Genomic DNA, 20,307 nt, shown 5'->3' with positions numbered 1-20,307 from the left:
ACGGTCCGATCGGCTACTCTGAACGACACGGATTCGCCGAGCGGAGGGGACGCCGCCATGATCACCAGAGACTCAGCCGCCAGAGACTCAGCCACCCCACACTCAGCGCGGGCCGTCGCCGTCCTGGCGGCGGTGGGGCTGCTCGCCGCCGGCTGCGGCGCCGACGACGGCGAGGGATCCACCCCGGAGCCGGAGACCACGGCCGCAGCTCCCGCGGCAGACCCCGAACCGGAGCCAGAGCCGGAACCTGAGCCAGAGCCCGAGCCCGAGTACGAGCCGCCGTCCATCGGCGAGCACGCCGCAGAGGTCACCTGGCAGTTCGCCCCGCGCGGGATCAATGCCCCGCTGGAGATCCACCTGACCGAGGGCGAGGCCGAGGACGTCTACGTGGCCTACCGGCACCGGCCCGACCTCGGCGAGGAGATGGATCCGTCCGTCCGTGCCGACGAGCGCGACGCCGTCTACGCCATGGGGGAACCGATCGAGGGGGACCTCACCGGTGACGGCGTCACCGATGCCGTCATCCCGCTGACCGCCACCTTCGGGGAGGACTCCGAGACGCTCTGGTACATCTGGTTCGGCACCGAGGACCCCGGCGACGGCGACCCGGTCGCCGAGCAGCACCCCTTCCCGGTGGCCGCCGCGCAGGAGTGCGGCAACGACATCGCCGACGTCCGCATCGAGGACGGCGCCCTCCACCTGGAGGTCAGCAATGTGGTCAACTACCACTCCGACTGGGAGTGCGACGGCCCCTTCGCCCCTGACGGGCATGACCACCAGCACCTGACCCGCACCGTCGAGGTCGAGGAGTCCGACGGCGAGCCGCTGCTGGTGCAGACCGCACCGGTGCGCGCCTGGGGAGGCGTCTGCCCCGGCACGGACGCCCCCGAATGGTTCCCCGGCGGGGATCAGGTGGTGACCCTGACCCCGGACCCGGACGGCGAGGTCCTCGACGGCGGTCCCGGTGCGAACCTCTGGCTGGGCGGCTTCTTCTTCGGCGAGGACCCTCTGATGGACGTCAGCGACGACATGGTGTTCATCAGCTACACCCCCAGCGAGCACCAGCAGGAGCAGGCTGCCGGGGGCTCCCCGCTGGCCGGCTGCGGCTGGGTCATGCGGTCCAGCTGACCCGACAGACTGAGCCGGAGGACTGAGCACCCGCGGACCCGACTCGGTACGCTGGGACCATGAACTCACCGGCGCATGACTACGAGCCCTCCGCCCACGAGCAGCACTACGTCGGCCAGCTGCGCCGCCAGCGGCTCACGGCCTCGCGGCTCTACGTCTGCACGGACCTGCAGCGGTTCATCACCGACCCGGAGGCCGCCCCGGTGGACGAGCTGGACTTCGACGCGCTGCGCGACTTCTTCGTGGAGGCCTACTCCGGCGGGGTGGACATCATCCAGGTCCGGGACAAGCACGTCACCGTGCAGACCGAGATCGCCGCGCTGACGCTGCTGCGGCAGGTCGCCGACGAGTACGCGGGCCTCTCCGCGGCCAACGACCGCGCCGACGTCGCGCGGATCACCGGCGTCGACGTCTTCCACGTCGGCCAGGAGGACCTCTCCACGGAGGAGGCGCGGCTGATCCTCGGCGACGACGTCATCATCGGCCGCTCCTGCCGCACCGAAGACCAGGTGTGGGAGGCCGCCAACGACCCCGGCATCGACTACTGGTGCACCGGACCCATCTGGGAGACCCCCACCAAGCCCGGCCGCGCCGCCGTCGGGCTGGACCTGCCCGCCTACGCGGCACAGCTGGAGACGCCGAAGCCGTTCTTCGCCATCGGCGGCATCGATGCCGAGACCATCCACGAGGTCGTCGAGACCGGCGCCTATCGCGTGGTGGTGGTCCGTGCGGTCACCGAGGCCGACGACGTCGCCGGCGGCCTCCCGCGCCCTGCGCGACCGGCTCCCGGCCTGACCTGGGAGCCCCGGCCGCCGGTCCGGCCGTCCGAGCCGCCGGTCTGCCGCCGTCCCCCCGACGGTCGCCCTGACGACCGTCCCGACGTCGAACCCTCGAGCTCCGAACGCCCGGAACCGGCCTTCCTCCCCCGTGCGACGCCGATGAACTCCTGGATGACCTCGTCATCGCGGTCCTTCAACCAGCACAGCCCCACCTCATAGCCGGGCAGACCCTCCACAGCGCGGATCACCACGTCCTTGCGGGACAGTGCGCGGGCCACCGAGTTCGGCAGCAGCAGCAGGCCGACCCCGGAGGCCGCCACCTCCAGCGCCATCCGCTCGGCGGCGGCCAACTCGCCCCCGGCCTTCGGCTCATGGACCGCCGCACTCGGGTCCACGTGGGCCGGAGCCATCTGGGTCGGATCCAGGAAGGCCTCCTCCGCGATGTCCTCCCAGCTCACCATGTCCTCGGCGGCGGCGACCCAGTGCTCGGCGGCGGCGCAGACCACGGGCAGCTCCTCATAGAGGCGTACCCGGTGGAAGCGCTCGTCGGTGAGCACCTCCCCGGCCGGCAGGCGCAGGTAGCCGAGGTCGGCCAGCCCGGCGGCCACCCGGTGCAGCTGGTCGGAGCCGTCGGTGGCGCCGTCGTCGTAGTAGTCCACGGCGATGCGGATCTGCGGGAATCGCTGATGCCAGCGCTGCAGCCACTTGTCCGGGGTGGCACCCGGGATCGCGGCCAGGCGCAGCGTCACGCGGTCCCTCCGAAGGTCACCGGTCGGCGCATGGCCGAGGTGGCGAACTTCAGCGTGAAGCCCAGGCGCTCGTAGATCCGGGTGGCTCCCGTCAGGGAGTCGGAGTCGACGTCGAGCTCGATGAGGTCGTAGTCCCCGGTGGCGGCCGCTGCGGCGATGCTCTCGGCCAGCACCGCACTGCCGAGCCCGGTTCCACGCGCAGAGGGGACGGTGCCGACCAGGTCGAGGTAGGCCGCGCGCTCCTCCCACTGGCTGGCCAGCGAATAGGCCAGCACCGCGCCGTCGTCGTCGACGGCGAGGCGGGAGACCGCGTGCCGGGTGCTGCGGGCGGTCCAGCTCTCGTGCCACCTCGCGGGATCGGGGGGTGCGGAGCCCCAGTGGTCGGCGAAGGCGGCGGCGTGGGCTTCGCGGACCGCGGCCTCATCGTCCGGCCCGGGACGGCGGAACCTCACCCCTGGAGGGGCGGCGCGCCCGTCCAGGACGTCGGCGGCAGTCTCCCCGGGAGTGAGGGGTCGCGCCATGAGGTTGAACCACCGGGCCACCTGATAGCCGCGGGACTCATGGAACGCCTGGGTGGCGGAGCCGGCTCGGGCCCCGGCGATCCCGAAGTAGCCTTCCGCGCCGTCGTGCTGCTCACCGCCTTTCTCCGCAGCTCTGGCCTCCAGCCGCGCCATGAGCTCCCTGCCGAGGCCCCGACGACGGTGATCCGCGTGCACGCCGCCGTCGAGCTGCGCGCCCACCAGGCCGTCCCGGTCGGGGGTGCTCTTCACCGTGACCTTGCCGAAGGCCACCAGCTGATCATCCGCCCAGACGGCGAACGTGTCACGCGCCGGATCCAGTTGGGAGGAGTCCAGCTCCTCGGCCAGGTCCTCGGCCGCGTAGTACTCCTCAGTCCCGTCGACGTCGCCCAGATGGTTGACCAGGCCGGCCCATGCCTCGACGTCGTCGCGGGTGATGGTGGACCAACGGTACTCGGTGTCCATGGTCAGACCACCCTGGCCTTCAGGAAGTCGACGGCGCGGCCCCAGGCCAGCTTGGCCTTCTCGGCGTCATAGGTGCCGATCAGGTTCTCGTCATTGTGGAAGGCGTGGCCGGCGTCGTAGTAGTGGAACTCCACCTCCGCACCGGACTCGGAGCGGATCTGCTCCTCCTGGGCCTTCGCCTCCTCCACCGGGTACATGGCGTCCTGCTCCGCGTAGTGCCCCTGCACCGCCGCCTTGACGCCGGTGTAGGTGTCCGGGACGGCCTGACCGACGCCGTAGAACGGCACGGCCGCGGAGATCTTGGCCCCCTGCTGGGCGGCCAGGGCCAGCACGAAGCCGCCTCCCATGCAGAAGCCGATGGCGCCGACCGTCTTGGAGGTCACCGCCTCATGCTCCAACAGGAAGTCCGTGGCTCCGGCCAGCTGCTTCGCACCCTCCTCGGCGGGCAGCTTCGACATCATCTCACCGGCCTCGTCGCCGTCGTGGGTGATCCACCCGCCGTAGAGGTCGGGGGCCAGTGCGACGAAGCCATCGGCGGCGAGCCGGTCGGTGACGTCCTTGATGTGGTCGGTCAGACCCCACCACTCCTGGATCACGATGACCGCCGGACCCGTGCCGGAGGGCGGCAGCGCCAGGTAGCCGTGCGCGGTGCCGCCCTCCGTCGTGAAGGTGGTGTTCTGGTGGGGTGTCTTCTCAGCCATGGTGGGAACCTCCTGTGCCCGAACGAACGTCCGGTCCCACCCTAGCCAACCTGACCGTGGAGGATCAGTCCTCCAGCTCCGCCGCCAGGTCGCGGTCGTAGAGCTCCTGGAACTCCTCCTCCAGGGACTCCAGCTCATCGGCGACGTCGAGTCCTGGGTGAGGATGCGCTGCAGGGTCTGCGCCAAGGCCAGGTCGCCGCCGGGCAGGAACACGCGGGCGTAGTCCTGCACGCGGGCGCGCTCCAGCTGCTCCACAGCGGTCTCGAACTGCGGGCTCTCCTCGTAGACGGCGGACATGTCGGCGTCCTTCTGCACCGGCACGTATCCGGTCGCCTCAGAGAAGGAGGCGGTGGACTCCGGGTTGGTCATGTGGCCCACGAACATCGCGGCGGCCAGCTGACGCTCCGGCTCGGAGTCGGAGGCGATCATCAGGCCTGCGCCACCGGTGGGGGTCTCGCCGTCGCCGGCAGGCCCGCCGGGCAGGAAGGCGGTTCCCACCTCGAAGTCAGCGGTGTCCAGGATGCCGTTCAGGGAACCGGTGGAGGCCACCACCTGGCTGGCCGCACCGGAGGCGAAGTCGTCGGCCTGGTCGCCGGAGGCCACCGAGGCCCAGTCCTCGGCCGCCGCCTGGGCGAACTCGATCGCCTCGACGGTCTCCGGCGAGGACACCGAGGAGAAGTCCCACTCCTCGGACCAGCCGCCGCCGTAGCCCCACACCAGGTTGGCCATGGTCCAGGCCGGGTACTGGTCCTGCGGCGGGAAGGCGAAGGCCGAGGATGCCACCTCGGCGTCCATAAGCTGCTCGGACACCTCGGCGACGTCCTCCCAGGTCTCGGGGACGTCGTCCTCGGAGAGGCCCGCCTCCTCGTAGTGGTCCGCGTTGTAGTAGAACAGCGGGGTGGAGCGGGCGTAGGGGACCCCGTAGTGGCTGCCTTCGTAGAGGTAGTCCTCATAGAGGGCGTCCACGTAGCCGTCGGTGTCCACCTCGGCGGCCTCGAGCAGCTCGTCCACCGGCACGAGGGCGTCGTTCAGGTGGTTCGGGAACCAGGTGGCGTCGGAGAGCACGACGACGTCGCCGACGTCACCGGTGCCCTGGGCGGTCTGGAACCGCTGTGAGGTCTCCTCATAGTTGGCGCCCGAGGTGACGACGTTGACCTCGATGCCGGTCTCCTCGGTGAACCCGGCGATCAGCTCCTCCTCCACGTCCGCGGAGCCGCCGGGGTGGTTGGTCCAGAAGGTGATCTCCTCGGCCGGTTCGACCTCCGACCAGTCGACGCCCTCGACCTCGGCCTCGCCGTCTCCACCGGTGGTGTCGGGACCGCAGGCGGTCAGGGCCAGGGCGGCCACGCCGAGGACGGCGGTGCCGCGGACAGCTCGGGAACTGGTGATCCTCATGATGTGCTCCTCATCGGTGGTGCGGTGTGCAGTGGTGCGTTGGTGCGGTGTGCAGTGGTGCGTTCTTCGGATGCGGGTCTGGTGTGGGAGACCGGGTCATTTCACGGCCCCCTGGGTGAGGCCCGCGACGATGTAGCGCTGCAGGGCGGCGAAGACGATCAGCATCGGCACGATGACCAGCACCGCGCCGGCCATCAGGATGCCGTAGCTGCCGGTCTGGGTCTCGATGGACTGCAGCAGGTTCAGCCCCACCGGCAGGGTCATCTTCTCCGGGGAGTCGATGATGATCAGCGGCCACAGGAAGCTGTTCCACTCATTGACCACGGTCACCAGAGCCACCGTGGCGATGGCCGGCAGAGAGACCGGCACTGCGATCTGGAACAGCTTGCGGAAGTGGCCGGCGCCGTCGAGCTCCGCCGCCTCGAACAGCTCCTTGGGCAGCGCCTTGAAGTGCTGGCGCAGCAGGAAGGTGCCGAAGGCGGTGCCCAGGCCGGGCAGGATGATCCCCCACAGGGTGTCCCGGCCGCCGAGGGCGGAGATGGTCAGAAAGTTGGGCAGCATCGAGACCTCAGGCGGCACCATCAGGGCCACCAGGATGCCCAGGAAGATCAGGTTCGCCCCCGGGACTCGGATGAACACCAGCGCATAGGCGGTGGTGATCGCCAGGACCACCTTGATGGTGGAGCCGATCACGGTCACGTAGATGCTGTTGCCCAGCACCGTCAGCAGCGGCACCCGACGGGCGACGTCGCTGTAGTTGCTCAGGGTCGGGTCCTGGGGCAGCAACGTCGGGTTCAGGGTGACGATCTCGCTGGGGGGCTTGAAGCTGGAGAGGATCATCCACGCCAGCGGCAGCACGATGATCAGAAGGGCCACCAGGATCGGCAGGTAGCCGGTGAGGATGGTGTCCAGGAGGTTCTCGCGGCGGAAGGCGTCGGCCCAGGTGCCGCGGCGGCGCTGGCGGCGCTGCTCCTTGGTGAGGCGCTGCGTCGGGGCGATGTCACGCATAGTGGACCTTCCTCTCGACGTAGCGCAGCTGCACGGCGGTGATCAGGAACAGGGTGAAGAACAGCACCACGGCGATCGCGGCCGAGTACCCGGCGCGCTGGTAGGCGCCGAAGGACTGCAGGTAGATCTCGAAGATGATCGTGTTGGTGCCGTGCCCGGTGGGAGTCATGGTGCGCAGGATGTCGAAGGCGTTCGTCATGGAGAAGATGATGTTGGTGACGAACAGGAAGAACACCGTGGGTGTGAGCAGCGGAAGGATCACGGAGAAGAAGCGTCGGGTGGCGCCGGCCCGGTCGATGATGGCGGCCTCGAGCAGGTCCTTGGGGATGGACTGCAGGCCGGCCAGGAACACCACGGCGCAGTAGCCGAGGTTCTTCCACACGTAGACGATGATCACCATGAACAGCGCCCAGTCCTCGTCCAGGTACCACTGGGGTGAGCTGATGCCGAAGGCTCCGAGGATGTGGGCGAGCCCGCCGCGGTTGGGGTCGAAGATGAAGTTCCACACCAGGGCCACGCCGACGCCGGAGAGCACGTAGGGAGAGAACACCGCGGTGCGGGCGGCGGTGCGCCCGGGGATCTTCTTGTTGATGACCAGCGCGATGAGCAGGCCCAGAATCATGGACCCCAGCACGGCGCCGGCGGTGAAGATCCCGGTGACCCGCCAGACCTCGATGCCGGAGGATGAGGTGAAGAAGTTGACGTAGTTCTGCAGGCCCACCGGGGTGGCTCGGGGCGAACCGAGCCGCCAGTCCAACGTGGAGTAGTACATGTTGGACAGCAGCGGATAGTAGATGAACGCCAGGATCAGCAGAATGTTGGGGCCTGCGAAGAGCAGGAACAGGGACCAGTTCCGGGACTTCGCCCGACGCCGGGCCCGCTTCCTGTTGGCCTCCAGCTCAGCCTCCGTCGGAGCGGGGCGCGCCTGATCCGCCGGTCTGTCATCTTCGGAGGAGGATGTGGCGCCCCTCACGGATCCGACAGACGTGGATCCTGATCCGCCTGATGCGGTCATCGGTGATCCCTTTCTGCCTCGGTGCGAACAGGGCCGCGCACCGGGCAGGTTCCCTCGACCTCGATGCGCAAACCTGGTTCATCCTAACCACACAGGAGTCGTGAATCCCTCGAATCCGTGAATCCGGGATGAACGCCGGGCGGCGGATGCGCGCGCTGAAGGGCTCAGGCGGTCAGCGGACCATCCGGATCTCACGGAGGCCCTCGGCGTCGTCGTCGACGACCTCCGCACCGTCCGCGCGGAAACCCTGACGCTCGTAGAACCGGCGCGCCCGCGGATTCTCGGCGGCCACCCACAGCTGAGCGGGGCGGTCGGCGAGCACCGCCTCCAGCAGTGCGGACCCGGCCCCGCTTCCGTGCCAGTCCTGCCGCACGTAGAGCACGAACAGCTGCTCCGCCCGGACCGGGTCCGACTCGACCGAGGGACCCGCGAGCGCCACACCGATCAGCTCCCCCTCGGCCTCTGCGACGCGGGCGCTCTGCCGCCCATCAGCCAGCACCTGCTCCCACATCCGGACGCGGCTGGCCAGGGCCGCGTCGTCGTAGAACTGTTCGCTGAGCAGCCCGGAGTAGGTCTCGCGCCAGCTGGTGTTCTGCACGGCGGCGACGGCGGAGGCCTCTTCCGGCAGCGGGGGACGGACGATGATGCGGAATCCATGGTCCGATCATTCCAGGGCCGTGTTGAGTACTGTGGGCACGGAGAGTCTGACCTGCAGGAGCGCACCCCGCCGAGGAGTCCGATGCTCGATCTCATCCTGATCGCCGTCTTCCTGGTCCTACTCGTCAATCTGGTCGTCGCGGCCTTGGTGGGCACGCGTCAGCGGGGTCGGGACAGCTGGCTGCTCATCGTGCTGCTCAGCGGCACCACCGGTGCCGCCCTGACCGCCGTGCTGGCGCTGTCCGTCTCTCCCCCCGATCTGAGGATGCTCGACGTCGGGCTGATCCTCACCGCTCTGGCGGCGTTGACGGCCGCGGTGCGCACCGTGGGGCTGCGCCGCAGCTCTCCGCAGGCACGACGGGGGTCCGCCGATGGTGTCCCTTGAGCTGCTGCGTGAGATCGGCGCCGCACTGCTGCTGATCACCGGCGCGTTCTTCTTCACCGCCGGCACGGTGGGGCTGATCCGCTTTCCCGACGTGCGGAGCCGCTTGCACGCACTGGCCAAGGCGGACACCCTCGGCCTGGGGCTGGTCCTGCTGGGCGTGGGCGTGCTGCTGGGCAGCTGGACGGCGGGCGTGGTGCTGCTCGCCACGTGGATCCTCGCCCTCGGGGCGGCGTCGGCCAGCGCCCACGTGCTGGCCCGCCTGGAGCGGGAGCAGCGGGAGGGGGCGTCATGACGGTGGTCGACCTCGCGCTGGGCCTCGCCGTCGTCGTCACCGCGGGGGCGGCCCTGCTGCCCCGCCGACGGATGACCATGGTCATGGGTTTCCTGGTCATGGCGGTGATCATGGCGCTGGTGTGGCTGCGGCTGGGCAGCGTGGACGTCGCCCTGGCAGAGACCGCCCTGGGCACGGGGCTGCTCAGCGCGATCCTCGTGCTGCTGGCCCGCGGCGGCCCGGCGCCTCAAGGCCCCGAGGAACCCCCGCGCGACGACGGCGCAGCCGGCCGGTGGCTGCCCCGTCTCGCCCGGGCCGGCGCCCCGGTCCTCGCCTGGGCCGTGGTCACGGGTGTCTTCATGAAGGTGTGGCTCGAGGTGGAGCGTCTGCTGCCGGCCTGGGAGGAGACGCTGCCGGCGGCCATGGGGCCCACCGGTGTCGAGCATGAGGTCACCGCCGTGCTGCTGACGTTCCGGTCCTATGACACGCTGCTCGAATCCGCGGTGCTGATGCTGGCCGGGGTGGCCGTGCTGGCCGTGACCGGCACGGAGCTCGGCGGCCGCACCGCCTCCCCGGGGACCACGATGAGCTGGTGGACCCGGGTCAGCGCCCCGGCCCTGGTGGTGGTGGGCCTGTGGCTGCTGTTCGCCGGGAGCTCCGGGTCCGGCGGGGCGTTCCAGGCGGGTGCGGTGCTCGCAGGCCTGATGATGCTCGCCGACGCCTCCGGAGCGCGATCGCTGCCTGATCTGCGGCGGGCGATGCCGTGGGGGCTCGCGGCGGGGGTGCTGGTGTTCCTGGCCGCCGCCGCACTGGGGCCGATGACCGGCCGCGGGTGGCTCGACTGGGAGCCCTCCTGGGGATTTCCGGTGATCCTCACCGTCGAGATCGCCCTGACCGTGGGCATCGCCGCGGCGTTGCATCTGCTCTACCTGGGTGTCCGCGCCCGGCGGGAGGTGGTGGCATGATGCCTCTCGCCGCCGACCAGTGGTACGGGCTGATCGGGATCGCCGTCGCAGTCGCCGGGCTGGTGCGTCTGGTGACGGTCCAGGATCTGGTCGCCCGGCTCGTCTCCCTCAACGTGATGGGCGTCGGCTCGCTGCTGCTGATCATGGCGGTGGCGTCCCGTGGCGCCGAGGTGGATCCGCTGCTCTCCGCCCTGGTCATCACCGGGTTGGTGATCACCGTCGCGTTCACCGGCCTCGGGGCGGTGCTGATCCGTCGGCTGGAAGGGCCCGACGGCGGCGCGGAGGAGGACGAGCTCCCATGACGCTGCCCGAGCTCGCCCTGGGCGCGGTGGTCCTGCTCCCGCTGCTCGCCGCCACCCTGTCCCTGGCTCTTCCTCATGCGGTGCGCCGCTGGGTCGGGCTGACCTCGGCCGCGGGCACGGTGCTGGCCACGGCAGCGGTGTCGCGGCCGTCGCCGCAGGCCAGGTGCAGGAGCTGGCGCTCTCGGGGCACGGCCCTCCGCTGGGCATCATGCTGCGGGCGGACGGCCTGAGCGCCCTGTTCCTGGCAGCGGCCGCCGCGGTCGGGGCGCTGACCACGCTGTATGCGGCCGTGCTGCCGTGGGCCACCGGCGTGACGGGCGACGACGCACGCGCCGGGCACCCCGCCTTCTGGCCGCTGTGGCTGGGCTGCTGGTCCGGGCTGAACGCAGTCTTCGTGTCCGGAGATCTGTTCAACTCCTATGTGGGGCTGGAGCTGGTGGGGCTCACGGCGATCGGCCTGGTGGCCCTGGGCGGTTCGGACGCCCTGGCCGCGTCCCTGCGGTACCTGTTCATCGCCGTCGCCGGTTCCCTGCTGTTCCTGCTGGGCGTGGGACTGCTGCTGGCCGCCACCGGCCATCTGGACGTGCTGCGTGTGGCCGAGGCGGCGCCGACGTCGACGGCGCCCCTGTGGTGCTGGCGATGGTGCTGATCAGCGTGGGGCTGGCGCTGAAGACGGCGCTGGTGCCGCTGCACCGCTGGCTGGTCCCCGCCCATGCCGGCGCGCCGGGGCGGTCTCGCCGCTGCTGTCCGGTTGGTGATCAAGGCGGCCCTGTTCGTGCTGCTGCGCTGCTGGCTGTGGATCGCTCCGGAGGTCGCCGCCGACGGCGAGGCCGCGCTGCGGGTCCTGTCCTGGGGCCTGGCCGTGCTGGGTGCGGCCGCGCTTCTGGTCGGCGGCGCGGCGGCCCTGCGACAGACGCACCTCAAACCTCTGGTCGCCTGCTCCACGGTGGCGCAGGTGGGCTACTGGATGCTGCTGCTGCCGATCATCACCGACCCTGAGGCCGGCGACGTGGCCGCCGGAGCGGTCGGCGGCGCCGTCGCCCTGGCGCTGAGCCATGCCCTCGCCAAGGCGTCGCTGTTCCTGGCCGTGGGCACGCTGAAGGAGATCCACGGCACCGATGAGATCTCCGCGCTCCGGGGCGCCGGACGGGACCATCCGGTGCTGGTGCTCACCATGGGGCTGGCGGCGCTGAGCCTCATCGGACTGCCGATCTCGCTGGGCTTCCTGGGCAAGTGGCAGCTGGCCACCTCGGCGGTCGCCGTCGCCCAGCCGGTGATCGTGCTGGCGCTCGTCGCGGGCACGCTGCTCTCGGCCGCCTACCTGCTGAAGGCGGTGGGGCCTCTGCTGGTGGAGGCCGAGGATGACGAGCAGCCGGTCGGTCCTGCCCGGGGCGGGCTCGGCACGGTGCCGCACACTGCGCAGGGCGTCCCTCTGGCGCTGAGCCTGCTGACGGTCGGCACCGGGCTGCTCGGGGCCTGGACCGACGCCGTGCTGGGGGTGGGGGCGCCATGGTGACGGCCGAGGCGACGCTGCAGGGGTCCCTCCACGAGACCCTCGGGGGCATCATCTCCTGGCTGCCGCTGGTGATGGTCCTGATCTCGCTGGTCGCGGCGGCGGCGATCTTCCCGCTGGCCGAAGGACGCGTGGGCACGCGGTCGGCGATCAACATCACGGCGGCAGCGGTGAAGGTCGCGCTGGTGGCCGCCCTGGTGCCCCCGGTCGTGGCCGACGGCGTCCGCCCGGAGGTCTCGATGCCGTTGCTGCCCGGCATCGACCTGGTGCTGCGGGTCGACCCGCTCGCCCTGTTCTTCGCCGGGCTCTCAGCGATCCTGTGGCTGCTGACCACCATCTACGCGATCGGCTACCTGGAGGGCAGCCCGCACCGGAGCCGATTCTTCGGCTTCTTCAGCCTGTGCGTGACCGCCACGGTGGGGATCTCCTTCTCCGGCAACCTGATCACGTTCCTGGTGTTCTATGAGCTGCTCACCGTGGCCACGTACCCCCTGGTGGCGCACCGGGGCACGCCGAAGGCGCTGCATGCCGCCCGGATCTACCTCCGCTACACGCTGACCGGCGGGCTGGTGCTGCTCACCGGCGTCGTCTGGCTGACCATGCTGGCGGGCCCGGTCGACTTCGCCGAGGGCGGGGCCGAGTCCGTCGCCGAGCTGGCGCAGGCCTCCCCGCAGGTCGCCACGCTGATCTTCGTGCTGCTGATCGGGGGACTCGGGGTCAAGGCCGCGCTGGTGCCGCTGCACGGGTGGCTGCCGCTGGCGATGATCGCGCCGGCTCCGGTCTCCGCCCTGCTGCATGCGGTGGCGGTGGTGAAGGCCGGGGTGTTCGGCATCGTCCGGATGGTCGACGACGTCTACGGGATCGAGGTCGCCGACCAGCTGGGGGTGCTGACTCCCCTGCTGGTGGTGGCCGCGGTGACCGTGGTCTACGGTTCGCTGCGTGCGCTGCGCCAGTCCGACCTCAAGCGGCGCCTGGCGTACTCGACGGTCTCGCAGGTCAGCTACGTGGTGCTGGGCATCAGCATGCTGGACATCACGGCGACCGCCGGCGGGGTGGTGCACCTGGTCCATCAGGGGATCATGAAGATCACCCTGTTCTTCTGCGCCGGGCTGTTCGCCGAGACCCTGGGAGTGCACCGGGTGGAGGACACCCGAGGGCTGGGGCGGCGGATGCCGCTGACCTCTGCGGCGTTCACCGTCGGCGCCGTCGGCATGATCGGCCTGCCGCCGACGGCGGGGTTCATCTCCAAATGGCAGCTGGGGCAGGGCGCTCTGGCCTCGGAGCACAGCTGGGTGCTAGGGGTCCTGGTGCTGTCCTCGCTGCTGAACGCCGCCTATTTCCTGCCGGTGGTGATCCGTCTGTGGGCGCCCGTCGACGCCGCACAGCCGGGCTCACCGGTGCGGGAGCCGCGGATGCTCATGGTCCCCGCGGTGACCACTGCCGCATTCACGGCCCTGGTGGGCCTGGGGGCGTCGCTGCCGTTCGCGCCGCTGCGCGTGGCGGAGTTCATCGCCGAGGGGGTGTTCGGCTGATGCTCCTGCTGCTGTGCTGTGCGCTGCCGCTGCTGCTGGGCGGTCTCCTGCTGGCGGGCCGGGCCCTGCCGGAGCCGCACCGAGGCCAGGTCACGACGACGGCGGCGCGGCTCGCACCGTTCGCCGCCCTGCCAGCCCTGATCCTTCCGGTCGCCGCCCGTGGAGGCCCGGAGCAGTCCGCGGTGGAGGTCCCTGGCCTTCTCCTGGGCACCAGCCTGATCCTGGACGAGACGAGCAGGCCGCTGGTGGTGCTGACCGCACTGCTCCACGCGGCCGCCCTGGCCACGATCGCCTGGCGGCCGGCGCCCGGGCCGCGGGACCGCTCGCTGCCGATGCCCGTGCTCAGCGCCTTCCTGCTGCTGTGCCTGGGCGGCACGCTGGGCGTGTTCCTGGCGGCTGACCTGGTCACGTTCTATGTGGCCTTCGCCGTGATGAGCTTCGCCGCGGCGGGGCTGGTGATCCATCACCTGGACAGGGCCGCGGTCCGGGCCACCCGCGTGTACCTGGTGCTCTCCGTGCTCAGCGAGACGGCTCTGCTGGCGGCTGTGCTGATGGTCGGGGCCGCCGGCGGCCTGCGCCTCGCCGAGTCGCCCGCCGCCGTCGTGGGCTCTGACCATACGGGGCTGATCCTGGCGCTGCTGGGCTTCGGCCTGGGGATCAAGGCCGGTGTGGTGCCGCTGCACCTGTGGCTGCCGCTGGCCCATCCCGCCGCTCCCCCGGCCGCCTCAGCGGTGCTGTCCGGGGCGCTGGTCACCGCTGGGCTGCTGGGGTTCCTGCGGTTCAGCCCGGAGGTGGCCCAGCCGGGGGCCGGGGCCGCCCTGATGGTCGTGGCCGCCGCCGGTGGGCTGTTCGCCGTCGCCGTGGGCGTGCTGCAGACGGACCCGAAGGTCGTGCTCGCCTATTCCACGGTCTCGCAGATGGGCCTGGTGACGGCCGTCGCGGCGGTGGCGGTGGTCGAGCCCTCCCTCGCCGGGAAGGTCACGGCGGCCGTGGTCGTGTACGCGGTGCACCATGGCCTGGTCAAGGGTGCCCTGTTCCTGGCCGTGCCGCTCCTCAGCGCCGGGGGTTCTCGGCTGGTCCGGGGAGCAGTGGCCGCTGGGACGCTGCTGGCCGGGCTGTCTCTGGTCGGCGCCCCGCTGACCACGGGGTGGGCCGCCAAGTATGCGACCAAGGACGCGGTCGCCGCCGATGCGCCCGCCCTGGAGTCGGTGCTCCCGTTCTTCGCCCTCGGCTCGGCGCTGCTGATGGTGCGGCTGGTCCGAGTGCTGCCCGCAGCAGGGGCCCGGAACGCCAGGAATCCGGGGGCGGGCCCGCTGGGGGCGTGGGCCGTCATCGTGTTGGGCGGTGCCGCCGTGCCGTGGTGGATGGCCGCAAGCTCTCCTGAAGTCTCGACCCCAGGGTTCGATGCCGCCGCGGTGGGCGAGGGTCTGTGGCCGCCGGCGGTGGCCGCCGTGCTGAGCGTGGTGGCGATCCTGGTGGGGCATCGGATCTCACCGCCGGCCGTGCCCGCCGGTGACCTCGTGGTGCCGGCGGAATCTGCGGTGGCTCAGGCCACCGACGCCACCGATCGGGGGCTGCGGACGCTGGGACGCGCGGCCGACTCCGCCGCGGAGGCGTGGCGGCAGGGCTGGTCCCGTGCGGCCGCGGCCGCCCGCGCTCTCGGGCAGCGCGCCGACTCCGGTCTGGAGGACTGGATCCGCTCCGGGGCGGTCCTGCTGGCGCTGCTCGCCGCCGGTTCCCTGCTGGTGCTGATCGGTTCAGGAGGTGGCGGCGGATGATCGCGCGCTGGGTGTCGGCCGCGCTGCTGCGCGGCCTCGTCGTCGGTCTGCTGTGGACGGGCCTGACCCAGGCCGCCCCGGAGAAGCTGGTCTATGGGGCGGTGGCCGTCGTCGTCGGCGTCGGCGTGAGCCTCTGGCTGCTGCCTCCACGGCCGGCGGTGGCCGGGGGAGGCCTGCCCCGGCGGGCGGCGGCGGTGATGCGGCTCGGAGCGTGGTTCTTCCGCCAGATGGTCGTCGGTGGGGTCGACGTCTCGCTGCGCGCCCTGGGTCCACGCTCGGCGGTCCGCCCCGCGGTCGTGCGGGCGCCGCTGCGCCTGCCTCCGGGGGCCCGCCGGGAGATCGCCCTGCTGCTGATGAATCTCATGCCGGGAGCCCTGGTGCAGGCCGTCATCACTGGAGAGGATGAGGACCGCGAGGGCTCCGGCCACCACCACGGGTGGGTCGAGATCCACACGGTGGCGGAGTCCCTGCGTCCCGACGAGCTCTGGGACCGGCTGGTGGAGCTCACCGGCGCGCTGCACCGGTAGAGTCCGCCCCGACGGCACAGGAGGAAGGAGGACGATGAGCCCGCACAGCGCACACATCGCCCGGGTCTATGACCAGATCATCGCCAGGAACCCCGGAGAACGGGAGTTCCACCAGGCAGTCGAGGAGGTCTTCGAATCCCTGCATCTGGTGCTGGAGAAGCACCCCGAGTACATGGACAGCTCCGTGCTGGAGCGCATGTGCGAGCCGGAGCGGCAGATCATCTTCCGCGTGCCGTGGACCGCCGACGACGGCGCAGTCCACATCAACCGCGGATTCCGGGTCCAGTTCAACTCCGCCCTAGGCCCCTATAAGGGCGGGCTGCGGTTCCATCCTGACGTGCTGCTGGGCACCATGAAGTTCCTGAGCTTCGAGCAGGTGTTCAAGAACAGCCTGACGGGTCTGCCGATCGGCGGCGGCAAAGGGGGCAGCGACTTCGACCCCAAGGGACGCAGCGAGACAGAGATCATGCGGTTCTGCCAGTCCTTCATGACGGAGGCGTACCGCCATCTCGGGGACACGGTCGACGTCCCGGCCGGAGACATCGGCGTGGGCCGCCGGGAGATCGGCTTCCTGTTCGGCCAGCACAAGCGCATCACCAACCGCTATGAGGCCGGTGTCATCACCGGCAAGGGCACCACGTGGGGCGGGTCGCTGCTGCGTCCGGAGGCGACCGGGTACGGCACCGTGTACTTCACCGAGCACATGCTCCGCAGCCGCGGGGAGAGCGTCGACGGGCGGCGGGTCATCGTCTCCGGGTCGGGGAACGTGGCGATCCACGCGATCGAGAAGGTCCAGGAGCTCGGCGGCACGGTCATCGCCGCCTCCGACTCGGCAGGCTGCGTCCATGACCCCGACGGCATCGATCTGGAGCTGCTGCGGGAGGTCAAGGAGCACCGGCGGGAACGCATCTCCGCCTACGCGGAAGCTCGGCCCCGGGCGCGGCACATCGACGGCGCGGTCTGGTCGCTGGCGGCGGAGGAATCGGCGGACATCGCGCTGCCGTGCGCCACGCAGAACGAGATCGACGGCGACGCCGCGCGCGCCCTGGCCGAGGCGGGGATCCGTGCGGTCGCCGAGGGCGCCAACATGCCCTGCACGCCGGAGGCGGTGGACGTCTTCCAGGAGGCCGGGGTGCTCTTCGCTCCCGGAAAGGCCGCCAATGCCGGCGGGGTGGCCGTGTCCGCGCTGGAGATGCAGCAGAACGCCAGCCGTGATTCATGGACCGCCGAGTACACCGACGAGCGCCTGGCCGAGACGATAGAGCACATCCACACCCTGTGCGCCTCCACGGCGGAGGAGTACGGCGTCGCGGGGGACTATGTGGCCGGGGCGAACATCGCCGGGTTCCTCCGTGTGGCCGACGCGATGCTGGCTCAGGGGGTCATCTGAGCAGGTGGTGGGCGCCTCCGCTCAGCCGCTCACCACCTGGACGGTCCCCCGGATCAGCGCCCCGAGCGCCCCGAGCCCGGCAAGCACCATCGCCACGGCGCGAGCCTGAGCCGGGGGGACGATCCTTGCCAGCCGCCCGCCCAGCAGGATCCCCAGCAGCACGGTGATCACGATGCCGGGGAACAGCAGTCCCAGGTGCAGGTGGCCCTGCCCGACCTCCTCCACGGAGCCGAAGAGCAGCTTGGTGACCACCGAGGCGATGCCCATGGTCATGAACAGCGGCTGCATGGTCGCGGCGAAGCCTGCTGGTCCCAGCGGGAGAGCCGCGAGTAGATGACCATCACGGGCGCGGCCACTCCGGAGGTGGTGTTGAAGAACCCACCGAGGATCCCTCCGACGACGCCGGTGGTGCGCCCCTCCCAGCGCGGCAGCTGCGGCAGCGTGACGGTGAACAGCAGCGCACAGAGCACGATGGCGCCCAGGATGATGGACAGCCATCCGGCAGACAGCTGTCCCACCAGCCAGGCGCCGGGGATCGCCCCGATCACGGTGACCGGGCCGAGCACCCGGTAGCGGGCCCAGTCGATGCGCGGCCACACGGCGAGCATGATGAGGAACCCGGAGACGATGGTGGTCATGTTGGTGATCAGCACGCCCAGGCCGGGTCCGAGCAGGATGGAGAGCACCGGGGCGACCACGAGCCCCACGCCGGAGCCGGAGACACGCTGCAGGACGGTGCCGACGAGCACTGCGGCGGCGATGACGAGCAGCGGGGTCAGGACCGTCAGGGACACGCAGGCCACTGTACTCCTGCGCTCCGTCCGGACCGCGGCACGACGACGCCCCCGCACCTGACGGCACGGGGGCGTCGGTCAGCGCCGGGTCAGCGGATCACTCGCCGGCGTCGAGGACGAAGGCGACCTCCAAGTCGATGGAGACCTTGTCACCGACCAGCACGCCGCCGGCCTCGAGGGTCGCGTTCCAGGTCAGCCCGAAGTCCTTGCGGGAGATCACGGCACTGGCGGAGAAGCCGGCACGGGTGGCGCCGAAGGGGTCGACGGCCTGGCCGCCGAATTCGACGTCGAACGTCACCGGGCGGGTCTCGCCGCGGATGGTGAGGTCACCGGTGACCTCGAACTCTTCGCCGGCCGGGCGGAAGTCACGGGCCACGAAGGTCAGCTCGGGGTGGCTCTCGGCGTCCAGGAAGTCCTCGCCGCGCACGTGGGCGTCGCGGTCGGCGTTCTTGGAGTCGAAGGAGGCGACCTTGACGGCGGCCTCCACCGCGGAGGTGCCGTCCTCAGCCACGGTGAGGGTCGCGTCGGCGTCGGAGAAGACGGCGCGGACCTTGGAGATGCCGGCGTGGCGGACGGTCATGCCGATCTCGGAGTGGGCGGCGTCGAGGGTCCAGGTTCCGGGGGTGGGTGCTGCCATGGGTGTGCTCCTCTGGTCGATGGGGTCAGGCGGTGGCACGTGGCCTGACGGTCTCACGTGTCGTCTCGGTCTCTTGATGCGCCGGTGGTCCCGGCTCATGAGGGTGCAACACAGCCGACCACGCATCTATTTCAAAACTGAAGCACTTAAGGGAGACTTTTCTCCGCTCACGCGCTCAGGCGGAGGTGCGCCGCACCAATTCCGTGTCGATCAGCACCGACTGGGCCTCGCCGCCCTCCATCAGGCGCAGCAGCATGTCCACCGCCGTCGTCGCCAGCGCGGCCACCGGATTGAGCACCGTCGTCAAAGGGGGTCGGCACAGGGCCGCCGCCGAGGAGTCGTCGAAGCCCACGACGGCGACGTCCTCCGGCACGCGCCGACCCGCCGCCTGGAGGGCATGGACCGCCGAGACGGCCATCAGGTCGGAGGCGGCGAAGACCCCGTCGAGCTCCGGGCTGAGAGCCAGCAGACGCTGCATCGCCTCCCCGCCGGAGGCGCGGTGAAGTCACCGACCTCCACCAGCTCGTGCATCAGCCCGTCCTGCGGGTCCGTCGAGATCCCAGCCTCGGCCAGTCCCTTGCGCCAGCCTGCGAGGCGATCCGCTCCGGGGGTCATGTCCTGCGGACCGGCGATGGTGGCGAGCCTCCGGCGCCCTTGCGCGATCAGGTGCTCGGCGGCCAGCCTCCCGCCGGCATGGTTGTCCACATCCACGAAGGGCAGGCGGGGCTCCCCCGCCGGGCGCCCCACATAGACGGCGGGCAGCTGCGTCTCCCGCAGCACCTCGCCGATCCGGTCGTCCCGGTGGTGGGAGACCACGATGGCGCCGTCGGTGTATCCGCCGCGCAGGTACTTCTCGATCTTCTCCGCGCCCTGGCCCCGCCGCCCCATGGCCAGCAGCACCTGGGCCGGAGAGTCGGCCAGCGCCTGGGTGATGCCTCCCAGCATCGCCGCGAAGAAGGGGTCGCCGAACACCCGATCCTCCGCCTCGGGGACCACCACGGCGATCGAATCGGCCTCTCGGGTCACCAGCGAGCGGGCCGCTCGGTTCGGCCGGTATCCGAGCTCCGCGACGGCGGCGGCCACGGCCTCGCGGGCACGGGGTCGCACGCGAGGGTCCTCGTTGACCACCCGAGAGGCGGTGGCCCGGGAGACTCCCGCGCGGGCCGCCACGTCTTCCAGAGTGGGGGCTCGTCGACTGCGCGTCTCTCTGCTCACATGCCCACGGTAGCCCCTCGAGGCGCGTTTGAAGCGTCCCAGGCCAGGTGAGACAGTAGACTCTTCGAGAGACTGCCCTTCATCCGGGGCGGCCATGACGACGGAGAAGGAGGTGCCGATGGGCCTGCTGGACAATCTCGAGCGCGGCATCGAGAAAGCCGTCCGCGGCGCCTTCTCTGGACGCGGAGGGAGCCTCGGCCCAGTGGAGATCGCCACCGCCGTACGCCGGCACATGGACCGCGAGTCCTTCACCATGTCCCAGGGGCGCAGCTTCGTCCCCAACGTGTACCGGATCCGGCTCTCGGAGGAGGACTTCGCGGCCGCCCGGAAGTACGGCGTCGCCCTCGCGGAGGAGCTGTGCGAAGAGATCATCCGACACGCCGACTCCCAGGGGTACACGCTGCTGGGTCCGGTGAAGGCGACCTTCGTGAAGAACACCGACCTCAAGCGCGGCCAGCTGGGCATCGAGTCACAGACGGAGAAGGACGCCGGACAGGCGCCCTCCAGCCAGGCCCCGGCCGGCCAGGCCGCGCCTGCGGCTCCCAGCGCTCCCAGCGCCCCCAGCTCCCGCCGCACCGGAGGC

At 71.0% G+C, this 20,307-nt stretch carries 25 protein-coding genes and 1 pseudogene; 15 read left to right on the top strand and 11 right to left on the bottom strand.

What is annotated here, in order from left to right:
* Nucleotides 1–57 precede the first annotated feature (57 nt).
* Genes BCY76_RS12385 through BCY76_RS19470 form a run of 3 tightly spaced genes read left to right on the top strand, consistent with a single transcriptional unit; the run spans nucleotide 58 to nucleotide 2,429 of the window.
* Nucleotides 58–1,128 carry a hypothetical protein gene (locus BCY76_RS12385; protein ID WP_070162170.1) on the top strand — a complete coding sequence of 357 codons (1,071 nt, stop codon included), beginning with the start codon at nucleotides 58–60 and terminating at the stop codon, nucleotides 1,126–1,128.
* 59 nt (nucleotides 1,129–1,187) lie between these two features.
* Nucleotides 1,188–2,126 (top strand): thiamine phosphate synthase, encoded by a 939-nt coding sequence (thiE, locus tag BCY76_RS12380; protein ID WP_170922690.1) that lies wholly within the window; start codon nucleotides 1,188–1,190, stop codon nucleotides 2,124–2,126.
* Between the two features lie 36 nt (nucleotides 2,127–2,162).
* Complete coding sequence (locus tag BCY76_RS19470; protein WP_170922688.1) at nucleotides 2,163–2,429, top strand: hypothetical protein; 267 nt, start codon at nucleotides 2,163–2,165, stop codon at nucleotides 2,427–2,429.
* 223 nt (nucleotides 2,430–2,652) lie between these two features.
* On the opposite strand, the gene BCY76_RS12370 is transcribed toward BCY76_RS19470, so the two are convergent.
* The 6 genes and pseudogenes from BCY76_RS12370 to BCY76_RS12350 form a co-directional block, all read right to left on the bottom strand.
* The gene (locus tag BCY76_RS12370; protein WP_085437754.1) at nucleotides 2,653–3,639 is read right to left on the bottom strand and encodes a GNAT family N-acetyltransferase; all 987 of its coding nucleotides are present in this window, start codon (nucleotides 3,637–3,639) and stop codon (nucleotides 2,653–2,655) included.
* Nucleotides 3,640–3,641: 2 nt separating this feature from the next.
* Entirely contained in the window at nucleotides 3,642–4,340 is a 699-nt protein-coding gene (locus BCY76_RS19465; protein WP_070162177.1) for a dienelactone hydrolase family protein, read from the bottom strand.
* 270 nt (nucleotides 4,341–4,610) lie between these two features.
* Nucleotides 4,611–5,735, bottom strand: a pseudogene (locus tag BCY76_RS19460) (ABC transporter substrate-binding protein); the annotation flags it as partial.
* A gap of 96 nt (nucleotides 5,736–5,831) precedes the next feature.
* Nucleotides 5,832–6,743 carry a carbohydrate ABC transporter permease gene (locus BCY76_RS12360; protein WP_139827776.1) on the bottom strand — a complete coding sequence of 304 codons (912 nt, stop codon included), beginning with the start codon at nucleotides 6,741–6,743 and terminating at the stop codon, nucleotides 5,832–5,834.
* A complete protein-coding gene (locus BCY76_RS12355; protein WP_237090131.1) occupies nucleotides 6,736–7,716 on the bottom strand; it encodes a carbohydrate ABC transporter permease in 981 nt (326 codons plus the stop codon). The genes BCY76_RS12360 and BCY76_RS12355 overlap by 8 nt, the downstream gene beginning before the upstream one ends.
* A gap of 214 nt (nucleotides 7,717–7,930) precedes the next feature.
* Nucleotides 7,931–8,356, bottom strand: a complete 426-nt coding sequence (locus BCY76_RS12350) for a GNAT family N-acetyltransferase (protein WP_083277758.1) — start codon at nucleotides 8,354–8,356, stop codon at nucleotides 7,931–7,933.
* A gap of 141 nt (nucleotides 8,357–8,497) precedes the next feature.
* Between BCY76_RS12350 and BCY76_RS12345 the strand changes: the two genes are divergently transcribed.
* The 11 genes from BCY76_RS12345 to gdhA all read left to right on the top strand — a co-directional run bounded on the left by BCY76_RS12345 (nucleotide 8,498) and on the right by gdhA (nucleotide 17,078).
* On the top strand, nucleotides 8,498–8,800 hold the full coding sequence (locus BCY76_RS12345) for a hypothetical protein (RefSeq protein ID WP_070162183.1): 303 nt from the start codon (nucleotides 8,498–8,500) through the stop codon (nucleotides 8,798–8,800).
* Nucleotides 8,787–9,092, top strand: a complete 306-nt coding sequence (locus BCY76_RS12340) for a cation:proton antiporter (RefSeq protein WP_085437753.1) — start codon at nucleotides 8,787–8,789, stop codon at nucleotides 9,090–9,092. Before BCY76_RS12345 ends, BCY76_RS12340 begins: the two co-directional genes overlap by 14 nt.
* A complete protein-coding gene (locus BCY76_RS12335; protein ID WP_085437752.1) occupies nucleotides 9,089–10,036 on the top strand; it encodes a hydrogenase subunit MbhD domain-containing protein in 948 nt (315 codons plus the stop codon). The genes BCY76_RS12340 and BCY76_RS12335 overlap by 4 nt, the downstream gene beginning before the upstream one ends.
* Nucleotides 10,033–10,338, top strand: a complete 306-nt coding sequence (locus tag BCY76_RS12330) for an NADH-quinone oxidoreductase subunit K (protein ID WP_070158967.1) — start codon at nucleotides 10,033–10,035, stop codon at nucleotides 10,336–10,338. Before BCY76_RS12335 ends, BCY76_RS12330 begins: the two co-directional genes overlap by 4 nt.
* Entirely contained in the window at nucleotides 10,335–10,568 is a 234-nt protein-coding gene (locus BCY76_RS18655) for a hypothetical protein (protein WP_201791130.1), read from the top strand. Before BCY76_RS12330 ends, BCY76_RS18655 begins: the two co-directional genes overlap by 4 nt.
* The gene (locus tag BCY76_RS19995) at nucleotides 10,547–10,987 is read left to right on the top strand and encodes a proton-conducting transporter transmembrane domain-containing protein (protein ID WP_201791129.1); all 441 of its coding nucleotides are present in this window, start codon (nucleotides 10,547–10,549) and stop codon (nucleotides 10,985–10,987) included. The genes BCY76_RS18655 and BCY76_RS19995 overlap by 22 nt, the downstream gene beginning before the upstream one ends.
* A 105-nt stretch (nucleotides 10,988–11,092) precedes the next feature.
* The gene (locus BCY76_RS19990; RefSeq protein WP_272896845.1) at nucleotides 11,093–11,854 is read left to right on the top strand and encodes a proton-conducting transporter transmembrane domain-containing protein; all 762 of its coding nucleotides are present in this window, start codon (nucleotides 11,093–11,095) and stop codon (nucleotides 11,852–11,854) included.
* Entirely contained in the window at nucleotides 11,848–13,383 is a 1,536-nt protein-coding gene (locus BCY76_RS12320; RefSeq protein ID WP_083277325.1) for a complex I subunit 5 family protein, read from the top strand. The genes BCY76_RS19990 and BCY76_RS12320 overlap by 7 nt, the downstream gene beginning before the upstream one ends.
* The gene (locus BCY76_RS12315; protein ID WP_085437751.1) at nucleotides 13,383–15,161 is read left to right on the top strand and encodes a proton-conducting transporter transmembrane domain-containing protein; all 1,779 of its coding nucleotides are present in this window, start codon (nucleotides 13,383–13,385) and stop codon (nucleotides 15,159–15,161) included. Before BCY76_RS12320 ends, BCY76_RS12315 begins: the two co-directional genes overlap by 1 nt.
* The gene (locus BCY76_RS12310; RefSeq protein ID WP_085437750.1) at nucleotides 15,158–15,688 is read left to right on the top strand and encodes a Na+/H+ antiporter subunit E; all 531 of its coding nucleotides are present in this window, start codon (nucleotides 15,158–15,160) and stop codon (nucleotides 15,686–15,688) included. Before BCY76_RS12315 ends, BCY76_RS12310 begins: the two co-directional genes overlap by 4 nt.
* Before the next feature lie 34 nt (nucleotides 15,689–15,722).
* On the top strand, nucleotides 15,723–17,078 hold the full coding sequence (gdhA, locus tag BCY76_RS12305; protein ID WP_070158990.1) for an NADP-specific glutamate dehydrogenase: 1,356 nt from the start codon (nucleotides 15,723–15,725) through the stop codon (nucleotides 17,076–17,078).
* Between the two features lie 21 nt (nucleotides 17,079–17,099).
* Here gdhA and BCY76_RS19450 read toward each other — a convergent pair whose 3' ends face one another.
* The 5 genes from BCY76_RS19450 to BCY76_RS12290 form a co-directional block, all read right to left on the bottom strand.
* On the bottom strand, nucleotides 17,100–17,366 hold the full coding sequence (locus BCY76_RS19450) for a hypothetical protein (protein ID WP_237090130.1): 267 nt from the start codon (nucleotides 17,364–17,366) through the stop codon (nucleotides 17,100–17,102).
* Nucleotides 17,348–17,872 (bottom strand): sulfite exporter TauE/SafE family protein, encoded by a 525-nt coding sequence (locus BCY76_RS19445; protein WP_237090129.1) that lies wholly within the window; start codon nucleotides 17,870–17,872, stop codon nucleotides 17,348–17,350. Before BCY76_RS19445 ends, BCY76_RS19450 begins: the two co-directional genes overlap by 19 nt.
* Before the next feature lie 97 nt (nucleotides 17,873–17,969).
* Nucleotides 17,970–18,509 (bottom strand): YceI family protein, encoded by a 540-nt coding sequence (locus tag BCY76_RS12295; protein ID WP_070158991.1) that lies wholly within the window; start codon nucleotides 18,507–18,509, stop codon nucleotides 17,970–17,972.
* 175 nt (nucleotides 18,510–18,684) lie between these two features.
* Nucleotides 18,685–18,987, bottom strand: coding sequence for a substrate-binding domain-containing protein (locus BCY76_RS19985; RefSeq protein WP_272896844.1), 303 nt, complete (start codon nucleotides 18,985–18,987; stop codon nucleotides 18,685–18,687).
* A complete protein-coding gene (locus BCY76_RS12290) occupies nucleotides 18,927–19,724 on the bottom strand; it encodes a LacI family DNA-binding transcriptional regulator (RefSeq protein ID WP_272896843.1) in 798 nt (265 codons plus the stop codon). Before BCY76_RS12290 ends, BCY76_RS19985 begins: the two co-directional genes overlap by 61 nt.
* A 94-nt stretch (nucleotides 19,725–19,818) precedes the next feature.
* On the opposite strand from BCY76_RS12290, the gene BCY76_RS12285 reads away from it, so the two are divergent.
* Nucleotides 19,819–20,307, top strand: a 489-nt coding sequence (locus BCY76_RS12285; RefSeq protein WP_139827775.1) for a DUF3662 domain-containing protein, incomplete at its 3' end; no start/stop codon positions are given.

It is taken from the genome of Nesterenkonia sp. PF2B19 (genome assembly GCF_001758425.2).
Taxonomy (GTDB): Bacteria; Actinomycetota; Actinomycetes; order Actinomycetales; family Micrococcaceae; genus Nesterenkonia; species Nesterenkonia aethiopica.
This window is presented reverse-complemented; position numbering and strand designations above follow the sequence as displayed.